Source organism: Arthrobacter sp. K410C (assembly GCF_059090105.1).
Genome location: NZ_JBNHFJ010000002.1, coordinates 40,033 through 55,832, shown reverse-complemented (window position 1 = coordinate 55,832; position 15,800 = coordinate 40,033). Strand labels below are relative to the sequence as shown.

General features: G+C 65.4%; 15 protein-coding genes and 1 tRNA gene. 3 read left to right on the top strand and 13 right to left on the bottom strand.

What is annotated here, in order from left to right:
- Positions 1-7 precede the first annotated feature (7 nt).
- From AC5RU7_RS05270 to AC5RU7_RS05260, 3 genes are read left to right on the top strand one after another with little or no spacing between them, the layout of a single operon-like run.
- Positions 8-976, top strand: a complete 969-nt coding sequence (locus AC5RU7_RS05270; RefSeq protein WP_494051408.1) for a branched-chain amino acid ABC transporter permease — start codon at positions 8-10, stop codon at positions 974-976.
- Positions 973-2,064: an ABC transporter ATP-binding protein gene (locus tag AC5RU7_RS05265; RefSeq protein ID WP_494051407.1), complete on the top strand. Its 1,092-nt coding sequence runs from the start codon at positions 973-975 to the stop codon at positions 2,062-2,064. The genes AC5RU7_RS05270 and AC5RU7_RS05265 overlap by 4 nt, the downstream gene beginning before the upstream one ends.
- Positions 2,061-2,831, top strand: coding sequence for an ABC transporter ATP-binding protein (locus tag AC5RU7_RS05260; protein WP_494051406.1), 771 nt, complete (start codon positions 2,061-2,063; stop codon positions 2,829-2,831). The genes AC5RU7_RS05265 and AC5RU7_RS05260 overlap by 4 nt, the downstream gene beginning before the upstream one ends.
- 74 nt (positions 2,832-2,905) lie before the next feature.
- Here the strand turns inward: AC5RU7_RS05260 and AC5RU7_RS05255 are convergent, their stop codons facing one another.
- The 13 genes from AC5RU7_RS05255 to AC5RU7_RS05195 form a co-directional block, all read right to left on the bottom strand.
- Positions 2,906-4,267, bottom strand: coding sequence for an ABC transporter substrate-binding protein (locus tag AC5RU7_RS05255; RefSeq protein ID WP_494051405.1), 1,362 nt, complete (start codon positions 4,265-4,267; stop codon positions 2,906-2,908).
- 216 nt (positions 4,268-4,483) lie between these two features.
- Positions 4,484-4,557, bottom strand: a tRNA-Leu gene (locus tag AC5RU7_RS05250).
- 20 nt (positions 4,558-4,577) lie between these two features.
- Entirely contained in the window at positions 4,578-5,522 is a 945-nt protein-coding gene (locus tag AC5RU7_RS05245) for an N-acetyltransferase (protein WP_494051404.1), read from the bottom strand.
- Positions 5,523-5,659: 137 nt separating this feature from the next.
- Positions 5,660-7,138 (bottom strand): NAD(P)/FAD-dependent oxidoreductase, encoded by a 1,479-nt coding sequence (locus AC5RU7_RS05240; RefSeq protein WP_494051403.1) that lies wholly within the window; start codon positions 7,136-7,138, stop codon positions 5,660-5,662.
- 59 nt (positions 7,139-7,197) lie between these two features.
- On the bottom strand, positions 7,198-8,574 hold the full coding sequence (locus AC5RU7_RS05235) for a S8 family serine peptidase (RefSeq protein ID WP_494051402.1): 1,377 nt from the start codon (positions 8,572-8,574) through the stop codon (positions 7,198-7,200).
- Positions 8,575-8,580: 6 nt separating this feature from the next.
- Positions 8,581-9,528 (bottom strand): Ppx/GppA phosphatase family protein, encoded by a 948-nt coding sequence (locus AC5RU7_RS05230; protein ID WP_494051401.1) that lies wholly within the window; start codon positions 9,526-9,528, stop codon positions 8,581-8,583.
- Positions 9,525-10,196 (bottom strand): DUF501 domain-containing protein, encoded by a 672-nt coding sequence (locus AC5RU7_RS05225; protein WP_494051400.1) that lies wholly within the window; start codon positions 10,194-10,196, stop codon positions 9,525-9,527. Before AC5RU7_RS05225 ends, AC5RU7_RS05230 begins: the two co-directional genes overlap by 4 nt.
- Positions 10,197-10,224: 28 nt before the next feature.
- Positions 10,225-10,884, bottom strand: a complete 660-nt coding sequence (locus tag AC5RU7_RS05220; protein WP_494051399.1) for an FtsB family cell division protein — start codon at positions 10,882-10,884, stop codon at positions 10,225-10,227.
- A 155-nt stretch (positions 10,885-11,039) separates the two neighbouring features.
- Positions 11,040-12,320, bottom strand: a complete 1,281-nt coding sequence (eno, locus tag AC5RU7_RS05215) for a phosphopyruvate hydratase (protein WP_494051398.1) — start codon at positions 12,318-12,320, stop codon at positions 11,040-11,042.
- Positions 12,321-12,410: 90 nt separating this feature from the next.
- Positions 12,411-13,103, bottom strand: a complete 693-nt coding sequence (locus tag AC5RU7_RS05210) for a MazG nucleotide pyrophosphohydrolase domain-containing protein (RefSeq protein ID WP_494051397.1) — start codon at positions 13,101-13,103, stop codon at positions 12,411-12,413.
- Positions 13,096-14,226 (bottom strand): adenosine deaminase, encoded by a 1,131-nt coding sequence (locus AC5RU7_RS05205; protein WP_494010649.1) that lies wholly within the window; start codon positions 14,224-14,226, stop codon positions 13,096-13,098. The genes AC5RU7_RS05210 and AC5RU7_RS05205 overlap by 8 nt, the downstream gene beginning before the upstream one ends.
- A 39-nt stretch (positions 14,227-14,265) precedes the next feature.
- The gene (locus AC5RU7_RS05200; protein ID WP_494051396.1) at positions 14,266-14,988 is read right to left on the bottom strand and encodes a DedA family protein; all 723 of its coding nucleotides are present in this window, start codon (positions 14,986-14,988) and stop codon (positions 14,266-14,268) included.
- A gap of 181 nt (positions 14,989-15,169) precedes the next feature.
- Positions 15,170-15,799: a DedA family protein gene (locus tag AC5RU7_RS05195; protein WP_494051395.1), complete on the bottom strand. Its 630-nt coding sequence runs from the start codon at positions 15,797-15,799 to the stop codon at positions 15,170-15,172.
- Position 15,800 lies beyond the last annotated feature (1 nt).

Genomic DNA, 15,800 nt, shown 5'->3' with positions numbered 1-15,800 from the left:
GACAGACGTGGATTTTGGATTCATTCTTGCCAGCGCTGCCAGTGAAATCTTCAGTCCGACGACCGCCGCCTACGCTTTGGCCGCCCTCGGACTCGCTGTGCACTTCGGATATTCAGGGCTGTTGAACTTCGGCCAGGCCGGCTTTATGGCGGTGGGGGCGTACGGGTTCGCCATCTCCACCCTTACCTTCGGGGTGCCGTTCTTCGTCGGGCTGCTGATCGCCGTCCTCGCCTCTTCGATTTTCGCCCTGCTGCTCGGCATCCCCACGTTGAGGCTGCGGGCTGACTACCTCGCCATCGTCACCATCGCATCGGCGGAGATCGTCCGTTATATCGTGACCACAAACCAGCTCACCTCCATCACGGGGTCGGCCAACGGACTGGCGGCGTTTGAAGGCGGTTTTTACGCCATGAACCCCTTCCCGGAGGGTGACTACTTCGGCATGAACAATCGCGACTTCTTTATCCGGGTTGTCGCCTGGGTTCTGGTCGCACTGTGCTGCACGCTGGTATGGCTGCTGATGCGCAGCCCGTGGGGCCGCGTCCTGAAGGGCATCCGCGAAGACGAGAACGCCGTCCGCTCGCTGGGCAAGAACGTCTACGCCCACAAAATGCAGGCACTGATCATCGGCGGTGTGCTCGGCGCCCTTGCCGGCATGGTCTTCACGCTCCCCCGCGGAGCAGTCCAGCCGGCGAACTACGGCACGGAATTGACGTTCTTCCTGTATACCTGCCTCTTGCTCGGCGGCCTTGGTACCGTCCTCGGGCCGGTAATCGGCGCCATGATCTTTTGGGTGGTCCTGTCCCTGACCCAGGGCATCCTGTATGGCCTGATCGAGTCGGGTGCTGTGAACTGGCTTAACACGGTCCAGGCCGGCCAGCTGCGCTACATCCTGGTTGGCGTCGCCCTGATGCTGCTGATGATCTTCAGGCCGCAGGGCGTGTTCGGAAACAAGAAGGAGCTGGCGTTCGCATGAGCATGCACAGCGAGATACCTGCAACCACCGGCACCGACTCGCCGGACTACATGACCGACGACCGTCCTATTCCGGCCGGCGAAACGGGCCCGGGCTGCAAAAAGCGCGACCCGATTCTTGTCGCAGAGAATGTCACCCGCAGCTTCGGCGGCATTAATGCCGTGGACGTCGAGTACTTGGAGATTCCCCGCCACAAAATCACTGCCCTGATTGGCCCCAACGGCGCCGGCAAGACAACGCTCTTCAATCTGCTGACCGGGTTCGATACCCCCAACAGCGGAAAGTGGCAGTTCGAGGGCAAGAGCCTCGCGGGGGTGTCACCCTACAAGGTTGCACGGATGGGTATGGTGCGGACCTTCCAGCTGACCAAGGTTATGGGCAAGCTGACGGTCATGGAGAACATGCGGCTCGGCGCGGCCAACCAGTCCGGCGAGCGCCTTTCCAGGGCGTTGTTCAAGGGCATCTGGGGCGGCCGGGAGAAGGAGATCACGGCCCAGGCAAACGTGCTCCTTGAGAAGTTCAAGCTTGACGTCAAAAAGGACGATTACGCAGCGTCCCTCTCCGGCGGCCAGCGCAAGCTCCTGGAGATGGCCCGGTCCCTCATGGTGCAGCCCAAGCTCGTGATGCTGGACGAGCCCATGGCCGGCGTCAACCCGGCGCTGACCCAATCGCTGCTGGACCACATCAAAAACCTCAAGGCCGAGGGCATGACCGTCCTGTTCGTGGAACACGACATGCATATGGTCAGGCACATTGCCGATTGGGTAGTGGTCATGGCGGAGGGAAAAGTGGTGGCAGAGGGCCCGCCCGGCGAAGTGATGAAGGACCCCGCCGTCATCGATGCCTACCTTGGCGCCCACCACGACGTCGACCTTGGCGACTCCGAGGGCCTCAAGGAACTGGCAGCCGAGCTCGAGGCCGACGAGGAATCCATCGTCGGAACCGAAAATGCCGGCATCATCTCGCTGGACGTTGTGTCCAATGAAGCCGAAGAGGCCCGCCGGGGCGGGAAGCGGCCCAGCGGCACGGAGCCGCAGGGCCGGCACGGTAGCACGGAGACAGGCAGCACGGGGAAGGACACTCAATGAGCAGCACCAGCGCGGCAGCCGCCGCACAGCCGGTGGAAGATGGCGGGTCCGTCGTTAAAGTCACCGACGTTGTGGCGGGTTACCTGCCCGGGGTCAACATCCTCAACGGCTGCAGCATCGAGGCCCGTAAGGGTGAGCTGATCGGCATCATCGGTCCAAACGGCGCTGGCAAGTCCACGCTCCTGAAGGCCATGTTTGGTCTGGTAAAAGTCCATTCGGGTACCGTCGTGGTACGGGGCCAGGACATCACCGGGCTGAAGGCCAACAAACTGGTGACGCGTGGTGTCGGATTCGTCCCGCAGACCAACAATGTGTTCGCCACGCTGACCATCGAGGAGAACCTCCAGATGGGCATGTTCCAACGGCCCAAGGACTTTGCGGAGCGGTTCGACTTTGTCACCAGCCTCTTCCCCGAACTGGGCAAGCGGCGTGCCCAGCGGGCAGGTTCCCTGTCCGGGGGCGAGCGGCAGATGGTGGCCATGGGCCGTGCCCTAATGATGGACCCGGCCGTGCTGCTCCTGGATGAGCCGTCCGCGGGCCTCTCCCCCGTCAAGCAGGACGAAACGTTCCTCCGCGTGCATGAGATCAACCGTGCAGGGGTGTCAGTGATCATGGTGGAGCAGAACGCGCGCCGTTGCCTCCAGATCTGCGACCGCGGCTACGTCCTGGACCAGGGCCGGGATGCCTACACCGGCACCGGCCGTGAACTGATGAAGGATCCCAAGGTCATCCAGCTCTATCTCGGTACCCTGGCCGACACCGTCTAGTAGCGGCCAGCAGAACTGCACGAAGGAGCCCCCGTCCGGCAGGACGGGGGCTCCTTCGTGCGTACTGACGATTACTAGAGCTTGCCAAATTCCGACTGTACGGCTTGGAGCTTATTGTCCGCGGTGTACTCGTAGATACCGATGTAAGCCTCGGTCGGGTCACCGGCGTCGGAGAAGGTGATCGGACCCGACTGGCCGTCGTAGTCGATGTCCTTGCCCTCACGCAGCAAAGTAACGCAGGAGGGGAAGTCGCTGCACTTCTCACCCGACTCCGAGACCGCCTTGAGCTGCTTTGCGATTTCGACGCCGCTGGTGCTCCCTGCGGCTTCAGAAGCGAGGGCGATCAGGTTGACAGCATCGTATGACTCACCGCCGTAGGTGAAGTCCTTCAGTGCGGGATCGATCTCCAGGAGCTTCTTTGTAAACGCTTCGTTTGCAAATGTCCCCGGGAAGGTGCCGTGTGCACCCTGCAAGGTGCCAGGTTGGAAGTCCTTGCTGTAGTCTGCGGTGTTGCCGTCCACCAGGAACATCGTGGTGGGATCGATCCCCTTGCCTGTCATAAGGGGAACGATGCTCTTGGCCTGGTCAAAGGTGATCAGGGCAATTGCGTCGGGCTTGGCCGCGATAACCTTGTCCACCTGGCTGCTGAACTGGGTGTCACCCTCGTTGAACAGCTCCTCGGCCACAACCTTGCCGCCTGCGGACTCGAACGCGGCCTTGATGTTCTTTGCCAGGCCCGTGCCGTACGCATCGTTGAGGACGATCATGCCCACTGTCTGGGCGCCACAGGTAGCCATGTAGTTGCCAAGGACCTTGCCTTGAAGGACATCGGATGGTGCCGTGCGCCAGTACAGTCCTTTGTCGTCCCAGGTGGTGAAGTCCGGCGAAGTGTTAGCCGGCGAGAACTGGATGACCCCAGCACCTGTGATCTGGTTGATGACGGTCTTGGAGACACCCGACGAGGCTGCACCGATGATGGCGTTGACACCCTGCCCCAGCAAGGCATTTGTCGACTGGGTGGCGATGTCCGTCTTGGTGTCACCTGAATCGCGGTGGATTACTTCCACAGGTTTGCCCAGGACACCACCGGCGTCGTTGACTTCCTTCACGCCAAGGTTCACACCGGCAATTTCGGGTGGCCCGAGGTAAGACAGGGAACCGGTGGTGGGCAACAGCGAGCCGAGTTTCAAAGGAGTCTCGGTTGTTCCAGTGGACGGCGGCACCGAACCACCGCCAGCGCCGCCCGTGGCCGGCGCGCTGGTTTCGCCGGTTGCGCCCGGTGCCGGGCATGCGATTCCGGCCGCTGCTGCTCCAGTTGTGGTTTCGGTGGCCGTGGGTGTGGACGGACCGCCGCAAGCCGTTGCCATGAAGGCAACGCCGATGCCAAGCGCTGTCAGCTTGGCAGCGCGGGCTCCCGCCTGGGGGAATAAAGTCATTTACGAGCTCCTCGATCTAAAGGTGCGAACGGCCTTCGACACGAAAAATCAGGGATTCCTGATTTAGCTTCAAGCTAATGCAAATCACAGGCGAAGATAAGTGACTGAGGTCACATCCTTATAACAGTCGTTGCATATGTGGAATTAAACGGCGGAAGCCGCCCATAAGATGCGGGCGGCTTCCTCGCGGAGACCCTGAAGTCCCCTGCTTCTCTGTACCCCAGGTGGGACTCGAACCCACAACACGCGGATTTTAAGTCCGATGCCTCTGCCAATTGGGCTACTGGGGCGCCGGGTCCATGGTATCCCGTCAGGTGAGTGAGAATGGTCCGGCGTACCGGAACACACCGTGGACACCGCCGGACCACAGTGCGAGCGGCAGGAGCTGGAAGTAGTCGCCCCACTCCGGTTCGGGCGCCTGGACACCAAAACTGGACGCCGGGATAAAGCCAAACCTGGAGTAGTAGTCCGGGCTTCCAAGCAGGACGATGCCGCGCTCCCCAGCGGCATTGGCCCTGTCGATTGTCTCGCGCATGAGTGCCGAACCGATGCCCTGCCGCTGCAGCCGCGGAGTGACACCGAGTGGGCCAAGGCCGAGGAGCGCCTGATCCCCCACCCACCCGCGGGTGCTGATGACATGGCCCACGATCTCCCCGTCCTGGACGGCCACTACGCTGAGGTCCGGGATGTACTCCTCGGCGTCAAAGAGTGCGCGAAGCACCCCCACTTCCACCGGCTCCCCTCCTGCCGGCAGGCCTGTGGCCGGCGAAATTGCGAAAGCGTCGGCCGTCAGGGCCAGGATTGCGTCCCGGTCTGCAGGGTTCTCGCTGCGCAGCACCAGCTCCCGGCGCGGGGCATCCCGGCTCCGGGCAGCGAGTTCGGCCAGGACTTCAAGGGCCCGCGGCGCATCCGCTACCGGCACCAGCAGGTGATCGTGATGGAAACCGGCCAGGACGTTGCAGCTGATGCGGGCGTCCGTAAGGGCCCTGCTGACTGCTGCGGTAAGGCCCACCGCCTCGAGGGCCGAATGGACCTGCAGCGTGATCCAGGCTCCCACAAAGTCATAGCTGAGCCCCTGCCGGTCCGCGTCAGCACGCGGCAGGACCACTGTCAGGCCCTCAGCCTCGCGTACTGCCGCCTCGATGCCGGCTGCCAGGGGCCGTCCGTGCGGCCACAGGACGTAGACGTACTCCCCCTCGCGCTGAACGGGGTGCATACCGGCCAGCAGCTCCTGCAGCTTCACTTCGGCAGTCATGGGCCCAGTCTAGGAGGCAGGCAGCACCGGCAGCAGGACCGGGGTCAGGAATGGGTGCCTGTCCGCTGAATGGCCGCCGGGACGCAAACGGCGGCCGCCCCCGCGAAGGGGACAGCCGCCGTCGGGCACTGCGTGTGCTACTTGGCCTGTGCCGTCACAGATTCCTTGGATTGCACCGCTGTGGAGCCGGTACCACTGGCTGCCGGCGGGGCTGTCGCCGCGGGTGCGGCTGCAGCAGCCGGTTTGGGCGCCGGGGTGGCTGCGGCAACGAAAGCACCGCGCGGGTTGTCCAGGTCCATCAGCTGGGTGGTGTCACGGCCGACGAAGAAGCTGATGATCCAGTTGAAGATCACCCGGAACTTGCGCTCAAACGTGGGCATGGCCAGCCCGTGGTAGCCGCGGTGGGCCAACCAGGCGAGCCCGCCCTTGAGCCCGATGCTGCCAACCAGGTTGATGTTGGCTACGCCCTTCCACTCGCCAAAGCCTGCAACGGCGCCGAGGTTCTTGTGCTTGTAGTCCTTCAGCTGCTTTTCCCAGCGCGAAGCCCAGAGGTTCTTGGCCAGGCGCTTGGCCTGGCGGAGCGCGTGCTGTGCGTTCGGAACGCACGTACCGTCAGGCAGGCCCTTGCCCGTGAGGTCGGGCACGGCGGCGATGTCGCCCGCAGCCCAGGCGTTGTCCACAATGCCTTCGTCTCCGGCAACGCGGAGGTCCGGGAGGACGCGGACGCGGCCACGGGGCTCCAGCGGGAAGTCGGTGGAGCGGACCATCGGGTTGGCCTGGACGCCGGCCGTCCACACGAGGGTGTCGGCTTCAAACTCCTGGGCAGGGGACTTGTCCGGGAGGTTGATGAGCTTGAGGGTGCCTTCGGCGCTATCCAGCGAGGTGTTCAGCAGGACCTCGATGCCGCGGCTGCGCAGGTGCTCAACGACCCATTCGGCCTGCTTGGCAGTGACTTCGGGCATGATGCGGCCCATGGCTTCCACCAGGACAAAACGGACTTCTTCCTGCTTGATCCGCGGGTTGTTCCGGACCGCGGCGCGGGCCAGGTCCTCCATTTCGGTGATGCACTCGATGCCGGCGAAACCACCGCCAACCACCACGAAGGTAAGGGCCTTGGCGCGCGCGGCAGGATCGGTCATGGTGGAGGCAACCTCGATGCGCTCCAGGACCTTGTTGCGCAGCGCAACGGCTTCCTCGATGGTCTTCAGGCCGATGCCCTTGTCCGCGAGGCCCTTGATGGGGAAGGTACGGGTGATGGCACCTGCCGCCAGGACGACGTCGAAGTAGGGGACCTCGAAGTTTTCGCCGCCGTCGGACGGAGCGATGACCGCAGTGCGGTTGGTGTGGTCGATCGAGGTGACGCGGCCCTGGATCAGTTCCGTCTGCTTGAGGTGCTTGCGGTGGGATACCACCGCGTGGCGGGCTTCAATGTTGCCGCCCGCCACCTCGGGGAGGAACGGCTGGTAGGTCATGTAAGGCAGTGGATCCACGAGGGTGACGATGCCACCGGCATTCGCGATCTTCTTCTGCAGTTTGAGTGCTACGTACAGGCCGACGTACCCGCCGCCGACGACGAGTACCCTGGGACGGTCCTGGAGCTCTGGGGTGGTTGCCATAGTTTAAGGATAGCGCAGTTTGTGAAAATCTTCACTAACTGCTCGAAGCGCCCGTAAAGCTAGGTTTTCCGCACCGGATGCACCTTTTCCAGCACACCTGTTTCCGGTTCCTCGCCCGCTAGCGCCGGGTCCCGCGCCGCCCGCCGCAGCTGGATCGCGGCCGCAGCGATGATGGCCGCGAACAGCAGGGCAAATCCGATGACGACCGCACCTCCAATGGCAGTATCACGCTTCGACGGCGGCTCTGCAGCCGGGACGGTTGCCTCCGGAAGTGCCGGCGCAGCAACCGGCGCCTCTGCCGTGGGGACCGGGGTGGGGGTGGCAAGGTTGCCGCGCCGGTGCACCCTGATCCACTCGGCGATGGTTCCCAGGGGATTGTTCTTCGCTTCGGGCACGTTATCCTTCAGCGCCGCTTCGGCGTTGAGGATGCCATAGCCGTAGAGGGGGTCCTTGCCCGGCGGTCCGGCATCCTTTGCGGTGGAGACGATGCGGTTGATGACCTGCTCGGCGCTCATGGAAGGCCACTTGGAGCGGATCAGTGCCGCCACGCCGGCAACGATGGGTGTGGATCCGGAGGTCCCTGCCCATTCGGCATACCCCCCGCCCGGGAGGCCGCCCAGCAGGTTCTGGGCCGGTGCTGCCACGCCGATGCTGATGCCTTGCGAGGACGCGTCGACGCTGGCAGTCCCCGAGCGGTCCAGGCCGGCGACAGTGAGGACGCCCGGGATGGTGGCCGGGGCTCCCACCTGGGTGTTGCCGCCGATCCGGTTGCCGGCTGCCGCGACGATCACCACGTCCTTCTGCTCGGCGTACAGGAAGGCGGCGTCCCAGCTTTGCGGCCATTGCGGGGCGGTGCTGCCGAGCGAGATGTTGATGACTTTCGCTCCGTTGTCCACGGCCCAGCGGACCGCTTCCGGAATCTGGTCCTGGTCACTTTTGCCGGAGGGGTTCGGTGAGCCAAGCCATGTGGACACAGACAGGATCTGGGCCTCGGGGGCCACACCGATGATGCCGTCCGGTGGCGGCGCAGCGGGGCCGGGCGTGGGGGTGGCCGTTTTGTCGGCGGGCTGGTGTCCCCGGCCGGCAAGCATAGTGGCCACCAGGGTGCCGTGTTCGGGCTTCGACCCGACGCTCTTCTGGCCGTTCGGCTGGCCGGAGCCGGACGCGTCGTAGCCGCCTGCCACCGCGCCCTTGAGGTCCGGATGCTGCGCGTCCACGCCGCTGTCGATGACGGCCACCTTGACGCCGGCACCCCTGGACACTTCCCAGGCCTTGGTAATGCCGGAGTCTGCGAGCCAGTACTGCTTGTCCCGCCACTCGTCCGCTTGGGCCGCCGGAGCCGTGATAAGACCGGCAGCGAGGCAGCAGGCGGCGAGGACCAAGGCAAGCGCCGCCGCTCCGGTCCGGCGCAATACGGGGTGGGTGATGGATCGCATCCGGGTTCAGCCGATGCTCAGGGCGATGCCGTCAAGGATGTCGTGCTCGCTGGCCGTCGCCGTGGTGATCCTGCCGCCGGTGAGTTCGCCCAGGCGTTCCAGGATCCTGCGCCACACCAGTCCCCCTGCTCCGATAACATCCACGCGTCCCGGGTGCATGTAGGGCAGTCCGGCGCGCTCGGACCGGACCATCTCCAGGAGGTCCGTCGAGGCGGCGCGGACGGTGTCAATGGGCAGTTCCGCGCCGTGGATGACGTCCGGCTTGTATTCGGGCAGCCGGAGGGCGTGGGCGGTGATGGTGGTGATGGAGCCGGCAACACCGACGACGGCGGTTGCCTGTTCCAGCGGAACGTGCTGTCCGGCGAGGGCCATGGCTGCGTCCACGTCAGCTTCCGCCGCCGCGATCTGTTCCGCGCTGGGCGGATCGTTCCGCAGGTGCCGTTCGGTCAGCCGGACGCAGCCGACGTCCACCGACTTCGCCGCGGTGACGCCCTGTGCGGTGCCGAGGACGAACTCGGTGCTGCCGCCGCCCAGGTCCACCACCAGAACCTGGTGGCCGTCCAGGATGGGCAGGACACTGCTGGCACCGGCAAAGGACAACGCAGCTTCCTCGTCGCCGGAGATCACTTCCGGTTCCACGCCCAGGAGGTTGCGGATTCCATCCACGAAGACGTCCCGGTTCCGGGCATCCCGGCTGGCGGAGGTTGCAACGAACCGGACGGACTCAGCGCCGTGGTCCCGGATCAGCTGTGCGTAATCGGCAGTGGCGGCGAACGTGCGCTCCAGTGCTGCGGGGGCGAGTTCACCGGTGGCGTCCACGCCCTCCCCAAGCCGGACTACGCGCATCTCGCGCACCACGTCGGTGAGGCTGGTGGTGCCGTTGCTGCGGTGTACGTCGGCGATCAGCAGGCGGATCGAATTGGTGCCACAGTCAATGGCGGCTACCCGGGTCACTGGGCAGCCTCGGCAGGATTGGCCGACTTCCGCACAGGGGCGGGGCGGCCCACGATGTCCGGCAGGCCCTGCGGACCGTGCCGGCTGAGGTCCCGGGAAGGAGCTTCACCGGTGGTGTCCCAGGCCCCCTCGCAGTAGCACCTGTCCGCCGTCCACCATTCGCGGATCTGTTGCAGCGCCTCATCCCCCAGCGGATTCACGCCCGGTCCGGCAGCGAGCGATTGCCCCACCAGGACATGCAGGCACTTGACACGGGTGGGCATGCCCCCGGCGGAGACTCCGTCGATTTCCGGGACAGCGCCGATGCCGGACCGCCGGCCAATCGCGTCCCGCGCGGCAAGGTAGGCTTCATGCGCAGACCGGTAGGCGGCTGCCAGTTCCGGGTCGGCGGCCAGCTGCTCGTTCATGGTGTTCATGACCCCCGCCGCCTCAAGCCGGGACACCGCGGAGGTGATCACGGGATGCGTCAGGTAGAAGGTGGTGGGGAACGGGGTGCCGTTGCTCAGCCGCGGAGCCGTTGCCGCCACCAGCGGATTGCCGCACACGCAGCGGGCAGGGATTTCCACCACATCGCGGACCGGACGTCCCAGCTGCCGGCTCAATACTTCAAGATCGTGTGCTGATGGTTGGCGGGAGTCGTCCCGGGCGGCTGCCGTGTTGTGTTCCACTGTCGCGGGCCGTCCTTCCTTTTGCGGTTCAGTCTGTGGCCGCGCGCTCGATGGACTCCCACAGGGAATCCACCCACGGCAGATCGGCGGGGTCTTGTGCTGCTGCACCGGTGTGGCTGCTGGCTTCTCCCGCGGGCAAATCGCTGCCGAAGACCCAGTAGCCGGTTTCGCCCGGCATAACCATGTTAATGCGGTCCCGGGCCTGCTGTTTCACGTAGTTGGGGTCCTGCCAGCGGGAGACCTGCTGGCGGAGCCGGTCGCCTTCAGCCTCGCGGGCGGCGATATCGGCATTCAGCGCGTCGATTTCCGACTTCTTGTCGAAGAAGATCTTCACCGTGGGCGCCAGCATGATGGTGATCGCAACCATCACCACGGCCAGTGCCAGCATCCGGCCGGAAAAAGCCTTCGCCGGAACAGGGTGCTGCTCCTCTTCCGCGGGTTGGTTCGCGGCACCGTTGGTTGCGCTGCTGCCCTTTCCCGGCCTGGCACGCCCTGCGGGTGCGCCCGTGGCCGGTGCCTGTCCGGCTGGTGCCTTCGGGGGCTTGCTGTCGGCGCCGGGGCGTCCTGCCGGGCCCGGGTTGTCCTTGGCCGAGCCGAAATCCGCCTGGATGACGTCGGCGCCGTCGGAGGTTTCGCTTCCTGGACGGGCGGGGCTGACCTTGGGGACTTTGGGACGGCGGGTAGCCATGACACTCCTGATCGCGGCCTGCCTGCGGCCGCCACTGTCTGTGCTGAACAACAAAACGGCGCTGGACAACAACCGGGCTGACGGATGCTGCTGAAACAACAACGGTGGCTATGGTCTTTTCAACCATAGCCACCGTTTATTGCTTTATGCGGCTACTAGCCCTTGAAACGCGGGAACGCGCTGCGGCCTGCGTAGCGTGCGGCGTCGTCGAGTTCCTCTTCGATACGCAGCAGCTGGTTGTACTTGGCAACGCGCTCGGAGCGGGCCGGCGCGCCGGTCTTGATCTGGCCGGCGTTGGTTGCCACCGAGATGTCGGCGATGGTGGTGTCCTCGGTCTCGCCGGAGCGGTGCGAGGTGATGGTGGTGTAACCGGAGCGCTGCGCCAGGCTGACGGCGTCCAGCGTCTCGGTCAGGGAGCCGATCTGGTTGACCTTCACCAGCAGCGAGTTGGCGGTGTGGGTGTCGATGCCGCGCTGCAGGATGGAGGGGTTGGTGACGAAGAGGTCGTCACCCACCAGCTGGACCTTGTCGCCGATGGCGTCGGTGAGGGTCTTCCAGCCGTCCCAGTCGTTCTCGTCCAGCGGGTCCTCGATGGACACCAGCGGGTAGTCGGACACGAGTTCGGTGTAGTAGGCGCTCATCTCGGCCGAGCTCAGGGACTTGCCCTCGAACTGGTAGGCGCCGTCCTTGAAGAACTCGGAGGATGCCACGTCCAGGGCCAGGGCGATGTCCTTGCCCGGGGTGTAGCCGGCGTTCTTGATGGCTTCCTGGATCAGGTCCAGCGCGGCACGGTTGGAGGGCAGGTTCGGGGCGAAGCCGCCCTCGTCGCCCAGGCCGGTGGACAGGCCCTTTTCCTTCAGGACGGACTTGAGGTTGTGGTACACCTCAACGCCCCAGCGCAGGCCTTCCGAGAAGGTTTCGGCGCCGATGGGAGCGATCATGAATTCCTGGATGTCGACGTCGGAGTCCGCGTGGGAGCCGCCGTTCAGGATGTTCATCAGCGGCACGGGCAGGACGTGCGCGTTGGGGCCGCCCAGGTACTTGTAGAGCGGCAGGTCGGCGGAGGCGGCGGCTGCGTTGGCCACGGCCAGGGAAACGCCCAGGATGGCGTTGGCGCCCAGCTTGCCCTTGTTCGGGGTGCCGTCCAGGTCCAGCATGGCCTGGTCGATGGAGCGCTGGTCGGTCGCGTCGAAACCGGTCAGCGCCGGTGCGATCTGGTCGATGATCGCGTCGACAGCTTTCTGGACGCCCTTGCCAAGGTAGCGGCCCTTGTCGCCGTCACGCAGTTCGACGGCCTCGTGCTCGCCGGTGGAAGCGCCGGAAGGTACTGCTGCCCGGCCAATCTGGCCGTCGGAGAGCAGGACCTCAACTTCTACGGTCGGGTTGCCACGGGAATCGAGGATCTCGCGGGCGTGGATGGCATCGATAAGCGCCATGAATTTGCTCCTTATGGGCGATTAACGGGGGATCTTGCAGAAAGACTCGACGTACTCGTCACGGACCAGCGTAGTCGAGAGTGGTGCGGGTTACGGAAACCGGTCCGGGCCGCGGACGTCATGATGGTGTTGGGAGGGGGATTTCTCCTGCTGGTAGCGCCGAACAGCCCCGCGCAGGGCACGTTCGGCGTCGAATCCGGCGTCATGTGCGGAGCGTACGAGGGCGAGGAGCAGCTCCCCGAGCTCTTCCTCAGTTGCGGGGACGGGCGTCCCTGCCGGCAGGGGTGCGTCCGCGCGGGCTGCGCGGTCCACCGACTTCTGCGCCCGGGCCAGCGCGGGCAGGGCGTGCGGGATCCCTTCGAAGTGGCTGGTGCGCGCTGGCCGCTCCGCCCGCTTCACCGCATCCCACTTCCGCACGATCTCATCCACCGTGGCCGGGAAAGTGTCCTGCAGCGAGCCGTCGGGACGGAAGACATGCGGATTCCGCCGGACCATCTTGGCAGCCAGGCCGCGGGCAACGTCGTCGAACTTAAATGCCCCGCGCTCCTCGGCGAGCCGGGCGTGCAGCACCACCTGGAGCAGGACGTCACCCAGCTCGGCCTGGAGCTCGGCGTCGGGATGGCCCGCCTCGATGGTTTCGGCAACTTCGTAGGCTTCCTCGAGGAGGTACTCCACGAGCGAGCTATGCGTCAGCGCGCCGATCCAGGGGCAGTGCTCGCGGAGCGCAGCAATCACGGACAACAGCTCCCCCACGGGGGTGCTGTGGTCCGGCTGCTCAGCCAAGGTTGGCGTAGGTGTCGTTGATGTACTCCACCAGCGCCTCCTTCTCCTCCAGGGGCAGGAAGGAAGCCTCGGCGGCGTTCAGGGTGAGCTCGAGCAGGTCGTCGAGGTCGTAGTCGAACGTCTCCACCAGCAGCTCGAACTCGTCCGTGAGGGTGACGCCGCTCATCAGCCGGTTGTCCGTGTTGATGGTGACGTTGAAGCCCAGCTGGTACAGCATGTCCAGGGGGTGGCTGTCGATACCTTCGCCGAAGGGCGCGATCGCACCGGTCTGAAGGTTCGAGGAAGGGCAGATTTCCAGGGCGATGCCGCGGTCGCGGATCCAGCTCGACAGGTCGCCCAGGGTGACCAGGCCGATGGTGTCCTCGGCGTCGTCGTCGAATTCCACCATGATGTCCTCGGCGATCCGCACGCCGTGGCCCAGGCGGAGCGCGCGGCCGTCCACGAGCGCCGACTGGATGCTTTCCAGTCCGGCGGCTTCACCGGCGTGCACCGTGGCAGGGAAGTTCTGCTGGGCCAGGTAGGTGAAGGCGTCCCTGAAACGGGACGGCAGGAAGCCGTCCTCCGCTCCGGCAATGTCGAAGCCCACGGCACCGCGGTTGCGGTGGCGGACGGCGAGCTCGGCGATCTCCTGGCCGCGGTCGGCATGGCGCATGGCCGTGATCAGCTGGCCCACCTGGATCTCGCGGCCGCTGTCCCCTACCGCCTCGACCCCGGCTTCCAGGCCTTCCTGGACGGCCTCCACGGCTTCATCCAGCGTGAGTCCCTTCTGGAGGTGCTGTTCGGGGGCCCACCGCACTTCGCCGTATACGACGCCGTCGTCTGCCAGGTCCTCGACGAATTCCTTGGCCACCCGGTACAGGCCTTCATGCGTCTGCATAACCGCCACCGTGTGGTCGAAGGTTTCCAGGTAACGGACCAGGGAACCGGAATCGGCCGACTCCCGGAACCACTGGCCCAGTGCCACGGGATCGGTGGACGGAAGGGTGTGCCCGACTGCCTCGGCAAGTTCGATGATGGTGGCCGGACGGAGGCCTCCGTCCAGGTGGTCGTGAAGCGAGACCTTGGGCAGGTTCTTCAGGTCAAAATCGATGGCAGGGGCAGCGTCAACAATAGGCTCAGTCACGTTCCCACCTTAGGGTGGGCGGGGGCGCAAAGCCAGCGGCTAGGGTGTTGCCGGCCCGCCGTCGGCGGACGGCGCGAGGACGCCGGACCCGGGCTTGCCGTTGCGGGCACCGGAGGGCCCGCCGTCGAGCCATTCGTCCACTTCTTGGGCGTCGTTCCGGGCAAGGTGCTTGTGCCACCAGCGGAGCAGGTGGTCGATCAGGATGCCCAGGACGATGGCAAAGACAACGGCGATGCCGGCACTGAGCAGCGGGTTGTGGTGCAGCCAGGGGAAGGAACTGGCCAGCAGCCCGATCCCGATGGAGTAGCCCACCCAGGTGATGCACGCGAAGGCATCCAACAGGAAGAACCTGCGGTGGCCGAAGCCGGTGCTGCCCGCGACGTAATTGACGGCCACGCGGCCCCAGGGGATGTAGCGGGCCGTGAAGATCAGGACCGCCCCGCGTTTGTCGAGCTCGTAGCGCGCCCAGCTGAAGGCCTTCCTGACCTTGGGCCGGCGCATCCATTTCCACCGGTCCAGCCCGATCCGGCGTCCCAGCATGAAGGCCATGTTGTCCCCGGCGATGGCCCCGATCAGCGCGGTGGTGCCAAGGATCCAGAGGTTGGGCTCGCCGCTGTGCCGGGCGAAGGCTGACAGGGCGACGATGAGGGTTTCGCTGGGCACCACCATGGCGAAGCCGTCCACGAAGAAAAACACGAGCAGGACCGGGTATATCCACCACTGGCCCGCTGCATGGAGCACGGCCTCATTAATAAACTCCACGCGGTCTTGCTCCTAGACAATGATGACGCAGCTATAGCGACGCTGCCGTAGCGGAAATCGTTCCTAAGTGTCCCATGGCCCGGGCTCCGTCCGCTACGCCCGGGGCCGGGAAACACCTTTCCCACGCTATCCCCGGCCGGGGCCCGATGCGTCGTCCCTGGGGGTGATTTTCCGGTCCCGGTCAGGCCTCGGGTTCCCGCATGCGTTCGACCACGGGGGTCTGCCGCCGCAGGCGGTTGATCACCACGTCCACCACGATGCCGAGCGCCACGGCGCACACGATGGCGATGACGGCGCCCAGCAGGTGGTTCTCCTCGAACCACTGGCCGAAGAACAGCCCTATCCCCACGGAGTACACCGCCCAGAGGACGGCCGAAAGGGTTGTGAGGGCGATGAAGCGAAGGTGGTGGTACTGCGTGGCACCCGCCGTCAGGTTCACCGCGACCCTGCCAATGGGCACGAACCGCGCAACGAGGATGAGTGATGCAGGGCGCTTCCGCAGTTCGCCGCCCGCCCAGCGGAAGGCGCTTTGCATGCGTGGACGCCGCATCCAGGACCAGCGGGTGGTGCCGACACGGCGCCCGATCAGGTAGGCGATGTTGTCCCCTGAGAAGGCGCCCAGGGCGGCCACGAGCACTAAAAGCCAGGGGTTGGGGACATCCGCCGTGGCGGCCACGGCGGACAGCCCCACCACCACGGACTCGCTGGGAATGGGCGGGAAGAAGCCGTCAATGATGCAGCACGCCAACACCAGGAAGAGCACCCAGGGCTGCCCGGCTGCGGCGACGATGAAGTCATTGATGGCGTGCATG

Coding starts and splice junctions, on each gene's coding strand:
- AC5RU7_RS05265 (WP_494051407.1), top strand. CDS start 973: ATGAGCATGCACAGCGAGATACCTGCAACCACCGGCACCGACTCGCCG.
- AC5RU7_RS05260 (WP_494051406.1), top strand. CDS start 2,061: ATGAGCAGCACCAGCGCGGCAGCCGCCGCACAGCCGGTGGAAGATGGC.
- AC5RU7_RS05245 (WP_494051404.1), bottom strand. CDS start 5,522: ATGACTGCCGAAGTGAAGCTGCAGGAGCTGCTGGCCGGTATGCACCCC.
- eno (WP_494051398.1), bottom strand. CDS start 12,320: ATGGCGCTTATCGATGCCATCCACGCCCGCGAGATCCTCGATTCCCGT.
- AC5RU7_RS05240 (WP_494051403.1), bottom strand. CDS start 7,138: ATGGCAACCACCCCAGAGCTCCAGGACCGTCCCAGGGTACTCGTCGTC.
- AC5RU7_RS05195 (WP_494051395.1), bottom strand. CDS start 15,799: ATGCACGCCATCAATGACTTCATCGTCGCCGCAGCCGGGCAGCCCTGG.
- AC5RU7_RS05235 (WP_494051402.1), bottom strand. CDS start 8,574: ATGCGATCCATCACCCACCCCGTATTGCGCCGGACCGGAGCGGCGGCG.
- AC5RU7_RS05220 (WP_494051399.1), bottom strand. CDS start 10,884: ATGGCTACCCGCCGTCCCAAAGTCCCCAAGGTCAGCCCCGCCCGTCCA.
- AC5RU7_RS05255 (WP_494051405.1), bottom strand. CDS start 4,267: ATGACTTTATTCCCCCAGGCGGGAGCCCGCGCTGCCAAGCTGACAGCG.